This is a genomic window from Caenispirillum salinarum (genome assembly GCF_044803115.1).
Classification (GTDB): Bacteria; Pseudomonadota; Alphaproteobacteria; order Rhodospirillales; family Rhodospirillaceae; genus Caenispirillum; species Caenispirillum salinarum_A.
In genome coordinates, this window is record NZ_CP085224.1 from 4960892 (window position 1) to 4980352 (window position 19461).

Annotated in this window: 16 protein-coding genes; 4 read left to right on the forward strand and 12 right to left on the reverse strand. The window is 66.6% G+C overall.

Going from position 1 to position 19461, the window contains the following annotated elements; genetic code table 11:
* Positions 1 to 33 precede the first annotated feature (33 nt).
* A complete protein-coding gene (mdoH, locus tag LG334_RS23000; protein WP_404381858.1) occupies positions 34 to 2112 on the forward strand; it encodes a glucans biosynthesis glucosyltransferase MdoH in 2079 nt (692 codons plus the stop codon).
* Between the two features lie 49 nt (positions 2113 to 2161).
* Here mdoH and LG334_RS23005 read toward each other — a convergent pair whose 3' ends face one another.
* A complete protein-coding gene (locus tag LG334_RS23005; RefSeq protein WP_404381860.1) occupies positions 2162 to 2431 on the reverse strand; it encodes a GIY-YIG nuclease family protein in 270 nt (89 codons plus the stop codon).
* Positions 2432 to 2507: 76 nt separating this feature from the next.
* Between LG334_RS23005 and LG334_RS23010 the strand changes: the two genes are divergently transcribed.
* A complete protein-coding gene (locus LG334_RS23010) occupies positions 2508 to 2648 on the forward strand; it encodes a hypothetical protein (protein ID WP_404381862.1) in 141 nt (46 codons plus the stop codon).
* Positions 2649 to 2666: 18 nt separating this feature from the next.
* On the opposite strand, the gene LG334_RS23015 is transcribed toward LG334_RS23010, so the two are convergent.
* The 7 genes from LG334_RS23015 to LG334_RS23045 all read right to left on the reverse strand — a co-directional run bounded on the left by LG334_RS23015 (position 2667) and on the right by LG334_RS23045 (position 11424).
* The gene (locus LG334_RS23015) at positions 2667 to 3902 is read right to left on the reverse strand and encodes a phenylacetate--CoA ligase family protein (RefSeq protein WP_404381864.1); all 1236 of its coding nucleotides are present in this window, start codon (positions 3900 to 3902) and stop codon (positions 2667 to 2669) included.
* Positions 3903 to 3985: 83 nt separating this feature from the next.
* A complete protein-coding gene (locus tag LG334_RS23020) occupies positions 3986 to 4837 on the reverse strand; it encodes an ABC transporter ATP-binding protein (RefSeq protein ID WP_009540484.1) in 852 nt (283 codons plus the stop codon).
* Positions 4838 to 4926: 89 nt separating this feature from the next.
* Positions 4927 to 6264 carry an ABC transporter substrate-binding protein gene (locus LG334_RS23025; protein WP_404381866.1) on the reverse strand — a complete coding sequence of 446 codons (1338 nt, stop codon included), beginning with the start codon at positions 6262 to 6264 and terminating at the stop codon, positions 4927 to 4929.
* A 148-nt stretch (positions 6265 to 6412) separates the two neighbouring features.
* Positions 6413 to 7495, reverse strand: a complete 1083-nt coding sequence (locus LG334_RS23030) for a branched-chain amino acid ABC transporter permease (protein ID WP_404381868.1) — start codon at positions 7493 to 7495, stop codon at positions 6413 to 6415.
* A 20-nt stretch (positions 7496 to 7515) separates the two neighbouring features.
* Positions 7516 to 8451: a branched-chain amino acid ABC transporter permease gene (locus LG334_RS23035; protein ID WP_404381870.1), complete on the reverse strand. Its 936-nt coding sequence runs from the start codon at positions 8449 to 8451 to the stop codon at positions 7516 to 7518.
* 72 nt (positions 8452 to 8523) lie between these two features.
* Complete coding sequence (locus tag LG334_RS23040) at positions 8524 to 9339, reverse strand: ABC transporter ATP-binding protein (protein WP_404381872.1); 816 nt, start codon at positions 9337 to 9339, stop codon at positions 8524 to 8526.
* Positions 9340 to 9444: 105 nt separating this feature from the next.
* Positions 9445 to 11424 (reverse strand): AMP-binding protein, encoded by a 1980-nt coding sequence (locus LG334_RS23045; protein ID WP_404381874.1) that lies wholly within the window; start codon positions 11422 to 11424, stop codon positions 9445 to 9447.
* A gap of 507 nt (positions 11425 to 11931) precedes the next feature.
* Between LG334_RS23045 and acnA the strand changes: the two genes are divergently transcribed.
* A complete protein-coding gene (gene acnA, locus LG334_RS23050; protein WP_404381876.1) occupies positions 11932 to 14616 on the forward strand; it encodes an aconitate hydratase AcnA in 2685 nt (894 codons plus the stop codon).
* A 235-nt stretch (positions 14617 to 14851) separates the two neighbouring features.
* A complete protein-coding gene (locus tag LG334_RS23055) occupies positions 14852 to 15415 on the forward strand; it encodes a hypothetical protein (protein WP_404381878.1) in 564 nt (187 codons plus the stop codon).
* Positions 15416 to 15562: 147 nt separating this feature from the next.
* Here LG334_RS23055 and leuB read toward each other — a convergent pair whose 3' ends face one another.
* The 4 genes from leuB to leuC all read right to left on the reverse strand — a co-directional run bounded on the left by leuB (position 15563) and on the right by leuC (position 19303).
* Positions 15563 to 16678, reverse strand: a complete 1116-nt coding sequence (leuB, locus tag LG334_RS23060) for a 3-isopropylmalate dehydrogenase (RefSeq protein ID WP_404381880.1) — start codon at positions 16676 to 16678, stop codon at positions 15563 to 15565.
* 155 nt (positions 16679 to 16833) lie between these two features.
* Positions 16834 to 17466 carry a 3-isopropylmalate dehydratase small subunit gene (gene leuD / locus LG334_RS23065; protein WP_404381882.1) on the reverse strand — a complete coding sequence of 211 codons (633 nt, stop codon included), beginning with the start codon at positions 17464 to 17466 and terminating at the stop codon, positions 16834 to 16836.
* A gap of 9 nt (positions 17467 to 17475) precedes the next feature.
* Positions 17476 to 17751, reverse strand: coding sequence for a hypothetical protein (locus LG334_RS23070; protein ID WP_404381884.1), 276 nt, complete (start codon positions 17749 to 17751; stop codon positions 17476 to 17478).
* Positions 17752 to 17872: 121 nt separating this feature from the next.
* The gene (gene leuC, locus LG334_RS23075; protein ID WP_404381886.1) at positions 17873 to 19303 is read right to left on the reverse strand and encodes a 3-isopropylmalate dehydratase large subunit; all 1431 of its coding nucleotides are present in this window, start codon (positions 19301 to 19303) and stop codon (positions 17873 to 17875) included.
* Between the last annotated feature and the right edge of the window lie 158 nt (positions 19304 to 19461).

Consider the following 19461-nt stretch of genomic DNA (forward strand, 5'->3'; position numbering starts at 1 on the left):
CCGTCGCGGACTTCCGAACAAGGCGCACACGCCATGACCCGCCGCACCATTCTCGTGCTCGGCATCCTGGGCACGGCCGCCGCTCTGGTGGCGGCCTACGCCCGCATTCTCTACGTCGACGGCCTGAGCTGGCTGGACCTGGCGCTGATTGCCGTGTTCATCCCGCTGGCGCTGTGGCTGGCGCAATCCTTCTGGACGCTGGCCGCCGGCTTCGGCGTGCTCTGGTGGCGCGGACCGGCCCCTGCCGAGCCGCCGCTGCCGCGACCCGAACCCAAAGGCCCGACGGCCGTTCTGGTGCCCGTCTACAACGAGGACGTGACCCGCGTCTTCGCCGGCATCGAGGCCATGCGCCGCGACCTTGCCGCCAAGGGCCTGGGGCACCTGTTTCACATCCACGTTCTGTCGGACAGCACCCGGCCCGGCGCCTGGCTGGCCGAGGTGGACGCCTGGCGCCGCCTGTGCGACGGGGGAGACGCCGCGGGCACCGGCCTGCCGCCCGTCTACTACCGCCGCCGGCTTCAGAACCGCGAGCGCAAGTCGGGCAACATCGCCGACTTCATCGGCCGGCACGGGGCGCTCTACGACTACATGATCGTCCTGGACGCCGACAGCATCCTGACGGCCTCCAGCATGGCGCGCCTGCTGGACCGCATGGAGGCCGACCCCGCCGCCGGTCTCATCCAGGCCCCGCCGCGTCTGACCAAGGGCGAGACCCTGTTCGCCCGCGTGCTGCAGTTCGCGGGCGCCGTCTACGGGCCGCTGTCGGCCAGCGGCATCGCCTTCTGGGCCGCCGGCGAGGGCAACTACTGGGGCCACAACGCCATCATCCGCGTGCGGGCGTTCTCAGACTGCTGCGGCCTGCCGGAACTTCCCGGCAAGGCGCCGCTGGGCGGGGAGATCCTCAGCCACGACTTCGTCGAGGCCGCCCTGCTGCGCCGCGGCGGCTGGCGGGTGCTGATCGCCGACGACATCACCGACACCTACGAGGAACCACCCCCGACGGTGGGCGACTTCGCCACCCGCGACCGCCGCTGGTGCCAGGGCAACCTGCAGCACGGCCGCCTGCTGGCCGCCCGCGGCCTGCACTGGGTCAGCCGCCTGCACTTCAGCATCGGGCTCATGTCCTACGTTTCCTCGGCGCTGTGGCTGGTGTTCCTGGTGCTCTCGGCGTTGCAGGCCTTCACGCTGACGCGCACGCCGGTGCGCTACTTCTCGGACGGCAAACCCTTTCCCCAGTGGCCGCTGGACGTCCAGGGCGCGGCGCTGGCGCTGCTGGCCGTGGCGCTGGGCCTGCTGCTGGTGCCCAAGCTGTTCGGCCTGGCGCTTTCCCTACGCGACCCGACCCTTCGCCGCGCCCAGGGCGGCGCGCTGCGGCTGACGGCGGGCGTGCTGATCGAGACGGTGTACACCGCCCTGCTCGCGCCCATCATGATGCTGCTGCACGCGCTGGCGGTATTCTCGACCATGCTGGGCAAGGCCGTCACGTGGTCGCCCCAGAACCGCAAGGCCGCCCACGGCGCCTTCGTCGAGGCGCTGGAGCGCTGGCTGCCGTTCACCGCCGTCGGCCTGCTGGCAACGGTGGGCGCCTATGTCGCCTCGCCCTCGCTGGCGCTGTGGCTGGCGCCGGTGGAGGCGGGCCTGGTGCTGGCGCCGCTGGTGGTGTGGCTCGGCGACAGCGTTGCCGCCGGTCAGGCGCTGAAACGCTGGGGCCTGCTGCTGACGCCGGAGGAGACGCGGCCACCGGCGGTGCTGACGGAAGTGGACGCGGTGATGGAAGAGACCGCCGCCGCCCGCTCCGCACCCGACGACCTGCTCGCCCGCACGGTGTTGGAGCCCGACCGTCTGCGCGATCACCTCGCCCTTCTGCCGCTGGCCGGCCAGGAGAGCCGGGCAACGCCGCAGGAGGCCGCCCTGGCCGCCCGCAAGCTGCGCTTCCTTGGCCCCAGGGCCCTGACGGACAAGGAGGTTCTGGCCGTGCTGGAAAGCGGGACGGAGATGGAGGCGGCGCACGTCGCCTGCTGGACCCGCTGGCTGTCCGGTGACTGGCCCGACGCGCCGCCGCTGCCGGAGGGTGTGGCGCCGGCGATGCCGCCGAGGGCCGTGGCGGAGTGAGAGGATGCGAGGGGACCCGACGCAGGCCCCTCGCGCTCCCCGCGTTCAGTCAGCCTGCCGTGGCCGTCTCGGCGAGCTTTCTGCGGAAGGCCCTGTCCCGCTTGAGGTGCCACTCGCGGCTCATGGCCTGGGGGCGGGTCTGGAATTCCTCCACATGCACCACGCGCCAGCGCCGGCCCTTGGTGAACCTGGCGCCGGTGCCGCCGTTGTGCGCCGCCAGCCGGGCGCCGACATCCGTCGTCCAGCCCACGTAGGTGCGCGGGCGAGCGCCGGGCGGCGCCTCTTCGAGAAGAACGTAGACGTAGGTGGCGGAGGGCATGGGGAGGTTGTGCGCGGCCGATAGACGAGGCGTTATGTATGCCTTGATCCGCGCTCCGGATAAAGGAGGGACCGCCATGGCGGAGCCGCGCGGTACAGAAGAGGACCGGAAGAAAGTGCCGAAGCCGGTCACATGGGACGACTTCTTTGACGGGCCCGCCTGCCGGGATTTCCCGGATCGCAAACAGCCGCCGGCGGAAAAGCGGGAGCCCTTTTGAGCCCCCGCGTCCCCGGAATTACTCGTAGCTCCGCTCGTCGCTGATGACCTTGCCGTCGTTGGGCAGGCTGGCGGGATCGACAAGCTCCACCGACCCTTTCAGCTTCAGCACCTCGCGCACCGTCTCGGCCACCTTCTCGGCGAAGGCGGGTTCCGTCGTGCTGCTTTCGGCCTTGAGCGTCATCTGATCGACGTTGTCGGCGCTGGTGACCACCAGGCGGGCCTTGGTGATCTCCGGGTGGCGCTTGACGACCTCGGCCACCTGCTCGGGATGGACGAACATGCCCTTGACCTTGGTGGTCTGGTCGGCGCGGCCCATCCAGCCCTTGATGCGCATGTTGGTGCGGCCGCACGGGCTGGTGCCCGGCAGCACGGCGCTCATGTCGCCGGTGGCGAAGCGGATGAGGGGGTATTCGCGGGTGAACACCGTCACCACCACCTCGCCGACCTCGCCCTCGGGCACAGGGTCGCCGGTGCCGGGGCGGACGATTTCCACAATGGCGTCCTCGGAGCAGATCATGCCCTCCAGCGCCTCGGATTCATAGGCGATGACGCCGAGATCCGCCGTGGCGTAGCACTGGTAGGTGGTCACGCCCAGCTCGTCCTGGATCTGCTTGCGCAGCGACGGCGGCAGGGCCTCGCCGGAAACCAGCGCCTTCTTCATGCTGGAGGTCTCAAGCCCCAGCTCGCGGGCCTTTTCCAGGATGATGCGCAGGAAGGACGGCGTGCCGGTGTACCCCTGGGGCTTCATGGCGGCGACCGCCTGGGCCTGAAGCTCGGTCTGGCCGACGCCGGCGGGAAAGACGCGGCAGCCCAGGGCGCGGGCGCCGTTGTCGAGAATCCAGCCGCCCGGCGTGAAGTGATAGCTGAAGGTGTTGTGCACCAGGTCGCCGGACCGGAAGCCGGCGGCGAACAGGGCGCGGGCGGCGCGGAAGTAATCCGCGCCTACGCCCTCGACCTCGTGGATGGGGCCGGGGCTCTGGAACACGCGGCCGACGGGCATGCTCTCGGCCACCAGGCCGCCGAACGGCGGGGTTTTCTTCTGCAGCTCGATCAGGTCGTGCTTGCGGGTGACCGGCAGTTTGGCCAGTGCCGCCCGGTCCGTCACCGACGCCGGGTCCACGTCCTTGAGCAGGTCCGCGAAGTACGGCGCGTTGGCCTTGGCGTGCGCGATGGTGTCGCGCAGGGCCGCCATGAGGTCGCGCTCGCGCACCTCCGGCTCGCGGTTCTCCAGGGCGTCGAAATGCTCGGACATGGGTGCAAGCTCCTGACGAAAATGATGACGTGGCACAATTATGGACGAAGGGCGGCCAGCGGCCGCCCCTCGGGAGAATGATGTTACAGCCAGCGCTTGCGGCGGCGGTAGTGCTTGACGTCGCGGAAGCTCTTGCGGTCGCCGCCGGCGATGCCGAGGTAGAACTCCTGCACGTCGTCGTTTTCGCGCAGCTTGGCGGCGTCGCCTTCCATCACCACGCGGCCGTTTTCCAGGATGTAGCCGAACTTGGCGTAGCGCAGCGCCACGTTGGTGTTCTGCTCGGCCAGGATGAACGACACGTTTTCCTGCTCGTTCAGCTGCCGGACGATCTCGAAGATTTCCTCCACCAGCTGCGGAGCGAGGCCCATGGAGGGCTCGTCCAGCAGGATGACCTTGGGGCGGGCCAGCATGGCCCGGCCGATGGCGACCATCTGCTGCTCGCCGCCCGAGGTGTAGCCGGCCTGGCTGCCGCGGCGCTCCTTCAGGCGCGGGAAGTAGTGGTAGACGCGCTCCAGGTCTTCCTTGATCTTGGCGCTGCCGTCGCGGCGGGTGTAGGCGCCGGTCAGCAGATTTTCCTCGACGGTCAGGTGCTCGAAGCAGTGGCGGCCTTCCATCACCTGGATGACGCCGCGCTTGACGAGATCCGACGGCGTCATGCTGTCGACCTGCTCGCCCATGTATTCGATGCTGCCCTTGGTCACCTCGCCGCGCTCGGCGCGCAGCAGGTTGGAGATGGCCTTGAGCGTCGTCGTCTTGCCGGCGCCGTTGGCGCCCAGGAGGGCGGTGATGCCGCCTTCATGCAACTGGAGCGACACACCCTTCAGCACCAGGATGACGTGGTCGTAGATGACCTCGATGTTGTTGACGGAGAGGATCGGCGTCGCGGCCTGCGCCTCCGGCGCCTCGCCCACGACCTTGACGGCGGGTTCGCTCACGGCATGACCTCGTGGCTATGAAATCTGGGGTCCTTGGAGGGCGTGGAGGCCGGCCAAACGGCCGGCCTCCTTAGCCCGGGAATGCGGCCTTACGACTCTTTCGAGCAGTCGCGCGGCTCGATGCCCTTTTCCTTGGCGTAGTCCGCGGCGGAGTCCTCGTACATCTTGCGCAGGTACTCGTCGCGGGCCGGCGAAATCCAGTCGGAGACCGGCGTCCACTTCTCGCCGTCCCACTGCTGGATGATGACCGAGCCGCCGCCCTCGTGGTCGGAGCAGGACAGCTTCACAGGGTCCAGCAGGCCGGTCAGGCCCAGCTCTTCCAGGCGGGCTTTATCGAGGTTGATGTTCTCGATGCCCCAGCGGATTTCCTCGCCGGTCAGCGGCTTCTTGCCGTACTTCTCCTGCGCCTTGGCGATGCCCTCGGCGGTGAAGACGGCGGAGATCAGGCCGCGGTTGTAGAGGATGTCACCGACTTCCTCGTCCGGACCGGCGTTCAGGTCCTTCTCGACCAGGTGCGTCTTGACGTCGTCCAGGACCTTGAAGTCCTCGCCGGCGCCGTGGAACTGGGCCGACAGGTAGCCCTTGGAAACACCGCCGGCGGCCTTCACGTCGACCTCGGAGCCGGCCCACCAGTTGCCGATGAAGCGGTCCATGGGGTAGCCCACGGCGGCGGCTTCCTTGATGGCCGTCGAGTTCATGACGCCCCAGCCCCACATGATGGTCCAGTCCGGACGGACCTGGCGGCCGATTTTCAGCCAGGTGGCCTTCTGCTCCAGGCCCGGGTGGGCGACCGGGAACAGCTCCAGCTTGAAGCCGTGCTTGTCCGACAGGTACTTCAGCGTGTTGATCGGCTCCTTGCCGTAGGCGCTGTCGTGGTAGACCAGGGCGATGGTCTTGCCGTCCAGGCTGCCATTTTCCTGCTGGTCGATGTACTGCACGATGGCGTCGGCGCCGGCCCAGTAGGTCACGGGCAGGGTGAAGACCCAGGGGAACACCGTGCCGTCGGACGCATCGGCGCGGCCCAGGCCCGAGGTGATCATCGGGATCTTGTCAGCCTTGACGCGGTCGATCAGGGCATAGGTGATGCCGGTCGACAGCGGCTGGAAGACCGCCGGGCCGGTCGGCCCCTCGTTCTTCATCTTTTCATAGCACTCCACGCCCTTGTCGTTGCTATAGGCCGTGTCGCACTCTTCGTAGATGATGGGCACGCCGCCGATGCCGCCGTCGCGCTCGTTGAGAAGCTTGAAGTAGTCGGCGTAGCCGTTCGCCCAGGGAATGCCGCCCGGCGCATAGGGACCGGAGCGGTAGACGGTGCCCGGCACGTACTGGCCGGCGTCCTGCGCCTTGGCCTGCTCGGCCACCAGCATTCCGGAGACGCCGACGGCCAGGGCGATGGCGGCGGCGGAAAGTTTCATTTTGAACGTCATGTCCAGAAGTCCTCCCTTGGACCTTTCCGAGTGTTCTCTGTTGTTGCGGCTGCCCGGCTGGCGGATGGGCCAGGGACCGGGCTCTTCGCGGGGTGCGGCTTCTGACGGCGCTTGGTCCCCGCGAAGGAAATGGGTGCGGTGCTCCCCGTCAGTGCGGGAAGGGCCACAGGCGCAGCTTTTCCTTCAGGATCTGCCACAGACGGGCCAGCCCGTGCGGCTCGACGATCAGGAAGAAGATGATCAGCGCGCCGAAAATCATGAACTCGATGTGCGAGATCACGTCAACCGGGATGTTCAGGCCCAGCATCGCGGGCGCGTTGGTCAGCAGGATCGGCAGGGCGATGATGAAGCCCGCCCCCAGGAACGCCCCAAGGATCGACCCCAACCCGCCGATGATGATCATGAACAGCACCTGGAAGGAGCGGTTGATGTCGAACGCCAGCGGCTCCACCGACCCGGTGTAGAGGAAGGCCCACATGGCGCCGGCGATGCCGCAGTAGAAGGAGCTGATGGCAAAGGCCGACAGCTTGGTCTGCAGCGGCTTGATGCCGATGATTTCCGCCGCGATGTCCATGTCGCGGATCGCCATCCAGCGCCGGCCGATGGAGCTGCGCACCAGGTTCTTGGCCGCCAGCGCCAGGATCGCCACCAGGGTCAGGGCGAACAGGTACTTGGCCGTCACCGAGGCAGCGGGCCCCGTCACGTAGATATCGGTGAACATGATCGTGCGCGGCGGAGCCGATATGACGCCCGAGGTCGAGTAGTTGGTGAACCAGCCGACCTTGTTGAACAGCCACAGCAGGAAGAACTGCGCGGCCAGCGTCGCCACGGCCAGGTAGAAGCCCTTGATGCGCAGGGACGGAATGCCGAACAGGATGCCGACAAGGGCCGCCACCACGCCCGAGAAAAGGAACACGGCCTCGATCGGCATGCCGGGGAACATGGTCGACAGCTTGTAGGCGGCGAATGCGCCCGTCGCCATGAAGCCGCCCGTGCCCAGCGAGAGCTGCCCGGCGTAGCCGGTCAGCAGGTTCAGGCCGATGGCCGCCGTGCTCATGACCAGGAAGGGCAAAAGGATGGTGGACAGCAGGTAATTGCTCGCCAGCGCCGGAACGGCGATGAAGGCGATCGCCAGGAACCCGAGGACCACGATGCGGTCCTGCGCGATGGGGAAGATGGCCCAGTCCTTGGCGTAAGTGGTCTTGAACTGTCCTGCCTCGCGGTAAAGCATTTTTCTCTATCTCCCCGGGCTCACACGCGTTCGATGATCTTTTCGCCGAACAGGCCCTGGGGCCGGAACAGCAGGAAGACGAGCGCCAGCATGTAAGCGAACCAGTCCTCGATGGCACCGCCGAAGGCCGAGCCCCAGAACACTTCCGCCACCTTCTCGCCGACGCCGATGATGAGGCCGCCGACAATGGCACCCGGGATGGAGGTGAAGCCGCCCAGGATCAGGACCGGCAGGGCCTTGAGCGCGACCAGCGCGAGGCTGAACTGCACGCCCAGCTTGGCGCCCCACATGGCGCCGGCGACCAGGCCGACCAGGCCGGCGACGGTCCACACGATGGCCCAGATGGTCTTCAGCGGAATGCCGACCGACAGCGCCGCCTGGTGGTCGTCGGCGACCGCGCGGAGCGCACGGCCGATGCGGGTCTTCTGGAAGAAGATCGCCAGCACCAGCACCAGGCCACCGGCCACGGCGGCGGCGAACAGGTCGAACTGGTTGATGAAGATGCCGCCGACGTCAATGGGCGTCTGCGGGATGCCCAGGTCCAGCACCTTGACGTCCGAGCCCCAGAGGGTCTGCCCGAAGCCGTCCAGGAAGTAGGTGATGCCGATGGTCGCCATGAACAGGATGATGGCCGGCTGGTTGACCAGCGATCGCAGCACCACCCGTTCGATGGCGATGGCGACGCCCGCCATGACGATGCCCGCCAGGATGAAGGCGAAGATGGGATGCACGCCCATCTCGATGAACCCCGCGAACGACAGGGCGGCGAACAGCACCATGGCGCCCTGGGCGAAGTTGAACACGCCCGAGGCCTTGAAGATCAGCACGAAGCCCAGCGCCACCAGCGAATACATGACACCGGAGAGCAGGCCGCCGATCACGACCTCGATGAAGAACAGCGGGTAGTCGGCGATCTGTACGAAGGGATCGACGAAGAAGGCGTTGAGGAAGCTCATCGGTCGGCCCTCTCGGTCAGCATGTCACGGGTGGGGGCGGAAACGGGGCGCGCGGGGCGCGGGAACAGGGGATCACGCGGCGTCGTCATGGGAGACCCCCAGGTACGCATCGATGACCTCCTGGTTGGCGCGCACGGCGTCCGGCGTGTCCTCCGCCAGCTTGCGGCCGTAGTCCAGCACCACCACGCGGTCGGAAATGTCCATGACCACGCCCATGTCGTGCTCGATGAGGACGATGGTGGTGCCGAATTCGTCGTTCACGTCCAGGATGAAGCGGCACATGTCCTCCTTCTCCTCGACGTTCATGCCCGCCATGGGCTCGTCGAGCAGCAGGAGTTCCGGCTGGGCGGCCAGGGCCCGGCCCAGCTCGACCCGCTTCTGCAGACCGTAGGGCAGGCGGCCGACCGGCGTCTTGCGGATGCTTTCGATCTCCAGGAAATCGATGACGCGCTCCACGAAGGCGCGGTGCTCCAGCTCCTCCTTCTGGCCCAGCCCCCAGTACAGGGCCTGGCTGATGAAGTTGGACTTCATCAGGGTGTTGCGGCCGGTCATGATGTTGTCCAGCGCGCTCATGCCCTTGAACAGGGCGATGTTCTGGAAGGTCCGCGCGATGCCCTGGCGGGCCGCCGCGTGCGGCTTCATCCGCGACCGGGCCTGGCCCTTGTAGGTGATCGTGCCTTCCTGCGGGTGATAGAACCCGTTGATCACGTTGAGCATGGAGCTCTTGCCGGCGCCGTTGGGGCCGATGATCGACAGGATCTCGTGCTCGCGGACCGTGAAGCTGATGTCGGTCAGCGCGCGGACGCCGCCGAAGGACAACGAGATGTTGTCGACCTTCAGCACCGTATCGCCGATACGCCGGCCGGTGTCCTGATCCGTGGCGGACATGCAGTTCCTCCCTGGAATGTCCTAGCGGGTGGCCGCTCTTGCGGCGGCCTTTTCCCGAATTCGAAAGTCGTGGAGCGCGGTGTCGTCGCGCGCCGGCGCGTGGCCTCAGGCCGTCTTGCGCAGACCCGTATCGGCCGGCTGGGTAGCCTCGAAGCCCGAAACGTCGCGGATCTGCAGGTCGGCCTTCAGCGTGCCCTTGCGGCCGTCCTCGAAGGTGACCTCGGTTTCCGCGTGGACCTCCTTGACCCCGCTGTACAGCGCCTCGATCTCGTTGCCGTAGCGCTCGGCGATGAACCGGCGGCGCACCTTGCGGGTGCGGGTCAGCTCGCCGTCGTCGGCGTCCAGTTCCTTGTGCAGGTTGAGGAACCGGCGGATCTGGCAGTGCGACATCATCGGGTCGGTCTTCAGGCTCTCGTTGACCTTCTGCACGCACTCCTCGATCAGGTCATAGACCTCGGGACGCGCGGCCAGGTCCTGGAAGCCCGAGTACGGCAGGCCCTTGCGCTCGGCCCAGTTGCCCACGGCTTCCAGGTCGATGTTGATGAAGGCCGTGACGTAGTCGCGCTCGTGGCCAAAGGCGACGGCTTCCTTGATGTAGGGGAAGAACTTCAGCTTGTTCTCGATGTACTTGGGCGGGAACATGCCGCCGTTGTTCATCTTGCCCACATCCTTGGCGCGGTCGATGATCTTGAGCTGGCCGTCGTCGTCGAAGTAGCCGGCATCGCCGGTGGCCACCCAGTTGTTCTCGTCCTTGGTGCCGCGCGTGCCTTCCTCGTTCTTGTAATAGCCGACGAAGACGCCCGGACCGCGGTAGAAGACCTCGCCGTTGTCGTCGATCTTCAGCTCCACCTCGGGTGCCGGCAGGCCGACGGAGTCCGACTTGATAGCGCCGTTCGGCTGGATGCAGACGAACACGCTGCCTTCCGTCTGGCCGTAGAGCTGCTTGGTGTTGATGCCGAGCGAGCGGTAGAAATCGAAGATTTCCGGGCCGATGGCCTCGCCGGCGGTGTAGGCGAGCTTCAGGCGCGACAGGCCCAGCACGTTCTTCAGCGGGCCGTAGACCAGGATGTTGCCCAGCCAGTACTGGAACTTGTCACCGCCCGAAACCGGCTTGCCGTCCAGGATCTTGGTGCCGACGCGCTGCGCCACGTCCATGAAGTGCTTGAACAGCTTGCGCTTGAAGGGCGCCGCGTCCTCCATGCGGATCATGACGCTGGTCAGCAGGTTCTCGTAGATGCGCGGCGGGGCGAAGTAATAGGTGGGGCCGATCTCGCGCATATCGGTCATCACCGTCTCGCCGCTTTCCGGGCAGTTGACGGTGTAGCCGCACACGTAGGCCTGCGCCAGCGAGAAGATGTGGTCGCCGACCCAGGCCATGGGCAGGTAGGCCACCGTTTCCTCGCTGTCGTCCAGCCCTTCCAGGGCGGAAGCATTGCGGGCGGTGATCAGCACGTTGTCGTTGGACAGCATCACGCCCTTGGGCTTGCCGGTGGTGCCCGACGTATAGAGCATGATGCCGATGTCGGAGCCCTTGCCCGTCGCGATTTCCTTGTCCAGGAAGCCCGGGTTCTGCTTGTTGAACTCCCGGCCCTTGTCCTGGACGGAGGCAAACGCATGCAGGTGCGGCGCGTTGTAGTGGCGCATGCCCTTCTCGTCCTCATAGACCAGCGTCTCGAGGTTGGGGCAGCGGTCCATGATTTCCTGGAGCTTGTCGACCTGCTCCTGGTCCTCGACGACCGCGATGCGCGCCTCGGCGTGGTCGAGGACGTACTGCATCTCCTCGGCGACCGAGTCCTGGTACATGGGCACCGGCGTCGCGCCCAGGCACTGGGCGGCCACCATGGTCCAGTACATCTGCGGACGGTTGTCGCCGACGATCGCCAGGGTGTCCCCGCGCTTCAGCCCCATGGCGGCCAGGCCGCCGGCCAGCGCGAAGATCTCCTCCTTCATCTCGGCCCACGTCCAGGACTGCCAGATGCCGAGATCCTTCTCGCGCATGGCGGTCTTCTGCGGCCGTGCCTGCACATGGTGCAGCAGGAGCTTGGGGAACGTGTCCATGTCGCGGGTGGAGGTGATGCCGCTCATCGGACGGCCCTCCCGCACAGGACAACGGACGGAATTCGGGTATACTGGGCCCGCAGTGCGGGCTGGACCTCGGACATCGAACAACCTCCCTGAGCCGTCGAGGTGCCGTTGTTTTTCCGGCCTTGCCTCGGGGGACCCCGGCCGCGACCGTTTTTCGATCGACTATGCCTGATGGGCCTTCATTGCATACACACGGCTAGCTTTTTGTATCTAGTAACCCGATTCAGCGGTGGGGGTCAAGCGACTCCGGGAGACAATTTTCGTGCGTTTTTGCGGGCGCGTCAGAAAGACCATGCCTTGAAATCGGCCGCACACGCAAGGACCTGACTCGCGGGGGCACGGGACACCGGCACCCCATCCCGCCCGAGCGGGTAGGTCCACAATGGCCCTGCCGCCCCACACCTACCCGGATGCACTGGACAAAGCCGGTGAAGTATGGTGTAAGGCGTTCGCCCGACCCCCGGGGCGGACTCTGCGTACCCACCCACTTGAGCCGAGGAGCGATCCATGCCCCTGTGTGGCCATGACACCCTCAAGACGCGTCGTACCCTGACCGTCGCCGGTAAGGATTACGACTACTTCAGCCTGAGCGCCGCCGCGGACGCGGGCCTGGGCGACGTTTCCCGCCTGCCCTACTCGCTGAAGGTGCTGCTGGAGAACCTGCTGCGCTACGAGGACGGTCGCAGCGTCACCACCGACGACGTCAAGGCCTGCGCCGAGTGGCTGAAGTCCAAGTCGTCCACCCGCGAGATCGCCTACCGGCCCGCGCGCGTGCTGATGCAGGACTTCACCGGCGTTCCCGCCGTGGTCGACCTGGCGGCCATGCGCGACGCCATGGTTTCCATGGGCGGCAAGGCCAGCGCCATCAATCCGCTGTCGCCGGTTGACCTGGTCATCGACCACTCCGTCATGATCGACTTCTTCGGCTCGCCCGACTCGCTGCAGAAGAACATGGACCTGGAGTTCGAGCGCAACGGCGAGCGCTATGCGTTCCTGCGCTGGGGTCAGAAGGCGTTCGACAACTTCCGAGTCGTGCCGCCCGGCGCCGGCATCTGCCACCAGGTGAACCTGGAGCACCTGGCCCAGGTGGCCTGGACCGGCGAGCAGGACGGCCGCACGCTCGTCTACCCCGACACCCTGGTCGGCACCGACAGCCACACCACCATGGTCAACGGCCTGGGCGTGCTGGGCTGGGGCGTGGGCGGCATCGAGGCGGAAGCCGCCATGCTGGGCCAGCCCATCTCCATGCTCATCCCCGAGGTCATCGGCTTCAAGCTGACCGGCAAGATGAAGGAAGGCGTGACGGCCACCGACCTGGTGCTGACCGTCGTGCAGATGCTGCGCGCCAAGGGCGTCGTCGGCAAGTTCGTCGAGTTCTACGGCGAGGGCCTTGACAACCTGCCCCTGGCCGACCGCGCGACCATCGGCAACATGGGCCCGGAATACGGCGCGACCTGCGGCATCTTCCCGGTGGACGCCGAGACGCTCCGCTATATGAAGACCACCGGCCGCACCGACGAGCAGATCGCCTTGACCGAGGCCTACGCCAAGGCCCAGGGCATGTGGCGCGAGACCGGCACGCCGGACCCCGTGTTCTCCGACACGCTGGAACTGGACATGGGCGAGGTCGTGCCCTCGCTGGCCGGCCCGAAGCGTCCGCAGGACCGCATCACGCTCGGCGACGTTCCCGCCAGCTTCAAGAAGACCGCCGAGGCCGACAAGGTTCCGGCCGACCGTAAGGTCAAGGTCGAAGGCGAGGACTTCACGCTGACCGACGGTGACGTGGTCATCGCCGCCATCACGTCGTGCACCAACACCTCCAACCCGTCCGTCCTGATGGCCGCGGGTCTGGTCGCCAAGAAGGCGGCCGAGAAGGGCCTGACGCGCAAGCCGTGGGTCAAGTCCTCGCTGGCGCCTGGCTCCCAGGTGGTGCAGGACTACCTGGAGAAGGCCGGCCTGCAGACCTATCTGGATCAGCTCGGCTTCAACATCGCCGGCTTCGGCTGCACCACCTGCATCGGCAACTCCGGTCCGCTGGCCGAGAACATCGGCAACGCGATCGACGCCGAGAACATGACGGTGTCCGCCGTGCTGTCGGGCAACCGCAACTTCGAGGGCCGCATCAGCCCGCACGTGAAGGCCAACTACCTGGCCTCGCCGCCGCTGGTGGTCGCCTATGCGCTGGCCGGTTCCGTGAAGGTCGACCTCTACAACGACCCGATCGGCCAGGACAAGGACGGCAAGGACGTCTTCCTGAAGGACATCTGGCCGACCAACCACGAAATCGCCGAGCTGATCGAGCAGAACGTCAACTCGGAGATGTTCAAGAACCGCTACGGCAACGTCTTCGCGGGTCCGCAGATGTGGCAGAACATCGCGGTCACCGGCGGCGAGACCTACGACTGGGACGACAAGTCGACCTACGTCAAGAACCCGCCGTACTTCCAGACCATGGACAAGACGCCGAAGGGCTTCAGCGACTTCAAGGGCGCGCGTCCGCTGGCGATCCTGGGTGACTCGGTGACCACCGACCACATCTCGCCGGCCGGCTCCATCAAGGCCGACAGCCCGGCGGGTGCCTACCTGATCGAGAACGGCGTCAACAAGAAGGACTTCAACAGCTACGGCGCCCGCCGCGGCAACCACGAAGTCATGATGCGCGGCACCTTCGCCAACATCCGCATCCGCAACGAGATGGCGCCCGGCACCGAGGGCGGCGTGACCAAGTACCAGCCTTCTGGCGACGTCATGCCGATCTACGATGCCGCCATGAAGTACGCCGAGCAGGACACGCCCCTGGTGGTCGTGGCCGGCAAGGAATACGGCACGGGCTCCTCGCGTGACTGGGCGGCCAAGGGCACCAACCTGCTGGGCGTGAAGGCCGTCATCGTGGAAAGCTTCGAGCGCATCCACCGCTCCAACCTGGTCGGCATGGGCGTGCTGCCCCTGCAGTTCAAGGACGGCGTGGACCGCAAGACGCTGAAGCTGGACGGCACGGAAATCTTCGATATCGCCGGCATCGCCGACGGCATCAAGCCGCGCCAGGACGTCGACGTGACCATCCACCGCGCCGATGGCTCGTCCGAGACCATCCAGGTGATGTGCCGCATCGACACCCTGGACGAGGTCGAATACTACCGCCACGGCGGCATCCTCCAGTACGTCCTGCGCAACCTGGCCGAGGTCGCGTAAGCGACGTCAGCCAGCCGCACAGGCTGAAACGGGAAAGCCCCCGGTCCGCAAGGACCGGGGGCTTTTTCGCATCCGATCGGTCTTGATGCCGGTAGACAGGAAGCCCGCTTCGGCGTACCAAACCCTTATGATCGTTCAATTGATTCCGTGCGCATACGAAGTTCGTGTGGATCCGTGGCTCTGCGCGCCAGACGCCCGCGTTATGCGGGCGGCGCTGCCTTGCGGTCCATATTCCGTGTTCGACCGATTCTACAACGCGATCAAGTACGGGCTGATACAGGGCGAGAACACATGCCTGCCGGCACCGCCATGTGTTGAGCCGGCCGGTCGCGTAACGATCTCTGCCCTGTTTGCCAATCATCCACCCGCTGTTCTCATGGAGAAACTGGCGTATGACGTTCAAGGCCATATTGAATGGCGCGAGCGTGCTGATGGCGATCCACCGCTGCGCCTTACCATCATGCCGGATTTCGGCTGGTCCTGGCTTTGGGACGAATATGGGGCCTCGACCTGCCTCGAAGGCACCTTCGATGATATTCCGGAGATGGAAGCGCTCGAGCGTGAGTTCGAGACTTGGCAATGCGTCTTCGAGGACGCGGGCTGGCCCGCGGATGGCTCTCCGGCCCCTGACATTTTCGACTGGCCGCCATTCCATGCGCAGGGGCTGGAGCTTTGCACTCGCCTGAAGCGGCTGGTGGGTGAGCGGGCGGACATCTGGTACGAGAAGCCGTTCGAAGACCCGCACGTGAATGAGAACCGCTTGATCTACCTGGCCCAGGTGTCAAGCGCCCGACCGTAACCGTAGGGCTCGCGTACACCGAAAAGAACACAGCCCGGCACCGCTCAGGCGCCGGGCCATTCCCAGAAGACCGAGGCGTTCGGGAAGCTGCGCCCGCCTAAGCGGGGTGTCGGGGCGGCAGCCCCGACTGTCCCTCCCGGCCCGATGTCAGCCCTTCGCCAGCGCGTCCATTTCCTTCAGCACGGCGTCGCCCATCTCGACGGTGCCCACCTTCGTCGCGCCCTCCTGCATGATGTCGCCGGTGCGGATGCCGGCGTTCAGGACGTTCTGGATGGCCTGCTCGATCAGGTCTGCCTCGGCCATCATGTCGAAGCTGTAGCGCAGCATCATGGTGAACGACAGGATCGTCGCCAGCGGGTTCGCCAGGTTCTGGCCGGCGATGTCCGGGGCGGAGCCGTGGACCGGCTCGTACAGGGCGTAACGCTTCCCCTGGGCGTCGGCGTCACCCAGCGAGGCCGAGGGCAGCATGCCCAGCGAGCCCGTGAGCATGGCCGCGCAGTCGGACAGGATGTCGCCGAACATGTTGGTCGTGACCATCACGTCGAACTGCTTGGGGTTGCGCACCAGCTGCATGGACGCGTTGTCGACGTACATGTGGGTGAGATCGATCTCGGGGTACTGCTCCTGCTGCAGCTTGATCATTTCCTCGCGCCACAGGACGGTGCATTCCAGCACGTTGGCCTTGTCGACGGAGCACACGCGCTTGCCGCGCTTCATGGCGAGGTCCATGGCGACCTTGCCGATGCGGGTGATTTCCGGCGTGGTGTAGACGAGGCTGTTCAGGCCCTTGCGGGTGCCGTCCGGCAGGGTCTCGATGCCGCGCGGCTGGCCGAAGTAGATGCCGCCCGTCAGCTCGCGGACGATCATGATGTCCAGGCCCTTCACGATGTCCAGCTTCAGCGTCGAGGCCTCGGCCAGCGCGTCGAACACCACGGCCGGGCGCAGGTTGGCGAACAGGCCCAGTTCCTTGCGGATGCCCAGCAGGCCACGTTCCGGCTTGATGTCGAACGGCAGGTCGTCCCACTTCGGCCCGCCGACGGCGCCCAGCAGGACGGCGTCGGAGGCCTTGGCGGCGGTCAGGGTCTCTTCCGGCATGGGGCCGCCGGTGGCGTCGATGGCTGCCCCGCCCAGCAGGCCCTCGGTCACCTCGAACTTGACCTTACCGGCGTCTTCCAGCCACGCCATGATGCGGCGCACCTGGGTCATGACCTCGGGCCCGATGCCGTCGCCGGGCAGGACGAGAACCTTCTTCACATCAGCCATCGTCTACTCATCCTCTGTAGGGGAGCCGCGCCAAAAGCCGGATCATCCGGTCGGGCGGCGGATCGTCTGGTTCACCACCAAGAAAAAGGGGCCCACGGCGGGGCCCCTTCGTCGAATGCGTCGCGGTCGAAGGGGATGATGCGTCCCCGCTCCGCTCACGCGGCCGGCGCGTTGCCGGCGGGCGTGGCCCACGGCTGCTCGCGGCCCAGCTTCTGCTCAAAGCTGGCGATCTTGTCGTCCTTCTGGAGCGTCAGGCCGATGTCGTCCAGGCCCTCCATCAGGCAGTGCTTGCGGAACGGATCGATCTCGAAGGAGATGGAGCCGCCGTCCGGGCCGGTGATGACCTGGTTTTCCAGGTCGACGGTCACGGTGGCGTTGGCGCCGCGCTCGGCGTCTTCCATCAGCTTGTCCACCTGCTCCTGCGGCAGGCGGATGGGCAGGATGCCGTTCTTGAAGCAGTTGTTGTAGAAAATGTCGGCGAAGCTGGGCGCGATGATCGCCCGGATGCCGAAGTCCAGCAGGGCCCAGGGCGCGTGCTCGCGCGAGGAGCCGCAGCCGAAGTTCTCGCCCGTCACCAGGATCTGCGCGTTGCGGTAGGCCGGCTTGTTCAGGACGAAGTCCGGCACCTCGTTGCCGTTGTCGTCATAGCGCATTTCGTCGAACAGGTTCTTGCCGAGCCCGGTGCGCTTGATGGTCTTGAGGAACTGCTTGGGGATGATCATGTCGGTGTCGACGTTGATCATGGGCAGCGGCGCCGCCACGCCGGTGAGTTTGGTGAACTTTTCCATCGTCCTTGCTCATCCCTTTTTGCGACGGGGCGACCACTGCAGCAGATTGGCGAGGAACCCGTCCTCGTCCTCGTCCGCCTCGAACTCGATCTCGAACTCGTCGCCGTCGAAGTCGGCGGCGTCAGCCATCATCTCGCACTCGTCCTGGATCAGCAGGTCGGCCGAGAAGCGCGGCCAGATGCGGTCCAGCAGGCTGTCCGACACCTCGATCTCCGAGGTGATCAGCGAATTGACGAAGCGCGTCGTCGGGTCCACGTACAGGGACTCCATCGCAGCCTTGGCCATGCCTTGATCCTCTTCTCTTTCGCGGTTGGGCCGGCGGGGCGGCGGTCTTGTCGCCCCCGTCCCCGGCGTCGGCCCGCGTCTGCGTCTGCGTCTGCGTCTGTCGTTGCGACCGGCGCGCCGGTCAGCCCGCCGGGGCGGGCTCCACCGCGGGCAGCTTGCGCACGTCGGTCAGGCGACCGGTGATCGCCGCCGCCGCCGCCATGCCCGGACTGACCAGATGCGTGCGGCCGCCGCGGCCCTGACGGCCCTCGAAGTTGCGGTTGGACGTGGAGGCACTGCGCTGGCCCGGCGTCAGCTTGTCGGCGTTCATGGCCAGGCACATGGAACAGCCCGGCTCGCGCCATTCGAAGCCGGCCTCGAGGAAGATCTGGTCCAGGCCTTCTTCCTCGGCCATTTCCTTCACCAGGCCCGAGCCCGGCACGACCATGGCCTGGACGCCCTCGGCCACCTTGCGGCCCTTGGCGACCGCGGCGGCGGCGCGCAGGTCCTCGATGCGGCCGTTGGTGCAACTGCCGATGAAGACCACGTCCACCGGCACCTCTTCCAGCGGCGTGCCGGCGGTCAGGCCCATGTACTCCAGCGCGCGGGTGACGGCCTTCTGCTTGCTCTCGTCCTTGAAGTCCGACGGCGCCGGCACCTTGGCGGAGATCGGCAGCACGTCCTCGGGGCTGGTGCCCCAGGTCACGTGCGGCTCGATGGTCGCGGCGTCGAGCACGATTTCCTTGTCGAAATGCGCGCCCTCGTCGGACTTGAGCGTCTTCCAGGTGTTGACTGCCGCTTCCCACGCCGCGCCCTTGGGCGCCAGCGGGCGGCCCTTGACGTATTCGAACGTCGTCTCGTCCGGGGCGATCAGGCCGGCGCGGGCGCCCGCCTCGATGGTCATGTTGCAGACCGTCATGCGGCCTTCCATCGACAGGCTGGTGATGGCCTCGCCGGCGTATTCGATGACGTAGCCCGTGCCGCCGGCGGTGCCCAGTTCGCCGATGATGGCCAGGACGATATCCTTGGCGGTCACGCCCGGACCGGGCTGGCCCTTGACGGTGACGCGCATGTTCTTGGCCGGCGACTGCAGCAGGGTCTGCGTCGCCAGGACGTGCTCGACCTCCGAAGTGCCGATGCCAAACGCCAGCGCGCCGAAGGCGCCGTGGGTGGCGGTGTGGCTGTCACCGCAGACGATGGTCATGCCCGGCAGGGTGAAGCCCTGCTCCGGTCCGACGATGTGGACGATGCCCTGGCGGATGTCGTCCATGGCGTAGTAGGGCACGCCGAACTCGGCGGCGTTCTTCTCCAGGGTTTCCACCTGGATGCGGCTTTCCGGGTCGGTGATGCCGGCGGAGCGGTCGGTGGTGGGCACGTTGTGGTCGGCGACGGCCAGGGTGTTGGCCGGGCGGCGGACCTGGCGGCCGGCATTGCGCAGACCCTCGAAGGCCTGCGGGCTGGTGACCTCGTGCACCATGTGCCGGTCGATGTAGATCAGGCAGGTGCCGTCGTCCTGGACGTCCACCAGGTGCGACTGCCAGATCTTGTCGAAAAGAGTGCGAGGCTCGGCCATCTTCCGGTCCACTCCGTATAGCAACATTCCGGTGCCCGCGCGGCGGCGCAGGGCCATCGCCCGCATCCCGATCGGCGCGGGCGGCGGGCAGCATATGAAAAACCGGGCGCGGCGTCCAACAGAGTCGGAACCATTACGCCCGGTAAAACGTGTCGGCG

Coding starts and splice junctions, on each gene's coding strand:
- mdoH (WP_404381858.1), top strand. CDS start 34: ATGACCCGCCGCACCATTCTCGTGCTCGGCATCCTGGGCACGGCCGCC.
- LG334_RS23005 (WP_404381860.1), bottom strand. CDS start 2,431: ATGCCCTCCGCCACCTACGTCTACGTTCTTCTCGAAGAGGCGCCGCCC.
- LG334_RS23010 (WP_404381862.1), top strand. CDS start 2,508: ATGGCGGAGCCGCGCGGTACAGAAGAGGACCGGAAGAAAGTGCCGAAG.
- LG334_RS23015 (WP_404381864.1), bottom strand. CDS start 3,902: ATGTCCGAGCATTTCGACGCCCTGGAGAACCGCGAGCCGGAGGTGCGC.
- LG334_RS23025 (WP_404381866.1), bottom strand. CDS start 6,264: ATGACGTTCAAAATGAAACTTTCCGCCGCCGCCATCGCCCTGGCCGTC.
- LG334_RS23030 (WP_404381868.1), bottom strand. CDS start 7,495: ATGCTTTACCGCGAGGCAGGACAGTTCAAGACCACTTACGCCAAGGAC.
- LG334_RS23035 (WP_404381870.1), bottom strand. CDS start 8,451: ATGAGCTTCCTCAACGCCTTCTTCGTCGATCCCTTCGTACAGATCGCC.
- LG334_RS23040 (WP_404381872.1), bottom strand. CDS start 9,339: ATGTCCGCCACGGATCAGGACACCGGCCGGCGTATCGGCGATACGGTG.
- LG334_RS23045 (WP_404381874.1), bottom strand. CDS start 11,424: ATGAGCGGCATCACCTCCACCCGCGACATGGACACGTTCCCCAAGCTC.
- acnA (WP_404381876.1), top strand. CDS start 11,932: ATGCCCCTGTGTGGCCATGACACCCTCAAGACGCGTCGTACCCTGACC.
- leuB (WP_404381880.1), bottom strand. CDS start 16,678: ATGGCTGATGTGAAGAAGGTTCTCGTCCTGCCCGGCGACGGCATCGGG.
- leuD (WP_404381882.1), bottom strand. CDS start 17,466: ATGGAAAAGTTCACCAAACTCACCGGCGTGGCGGCGCCGCTGCCCATG.
- LG334_RS23070 (WP_404381884.1), bottom strand. CDS start 17,751: ATGGCCAAGGCTGCGATGGAGTCCCTGTACGTGGACCCGACGACGCGC.
- leuC (WP_404381886.1), bottom strand. CDS start 19,303: ATGGCCGAGCCTCGCACTCTTTTCGACAAGATCTGGCAGTCGCACCTG.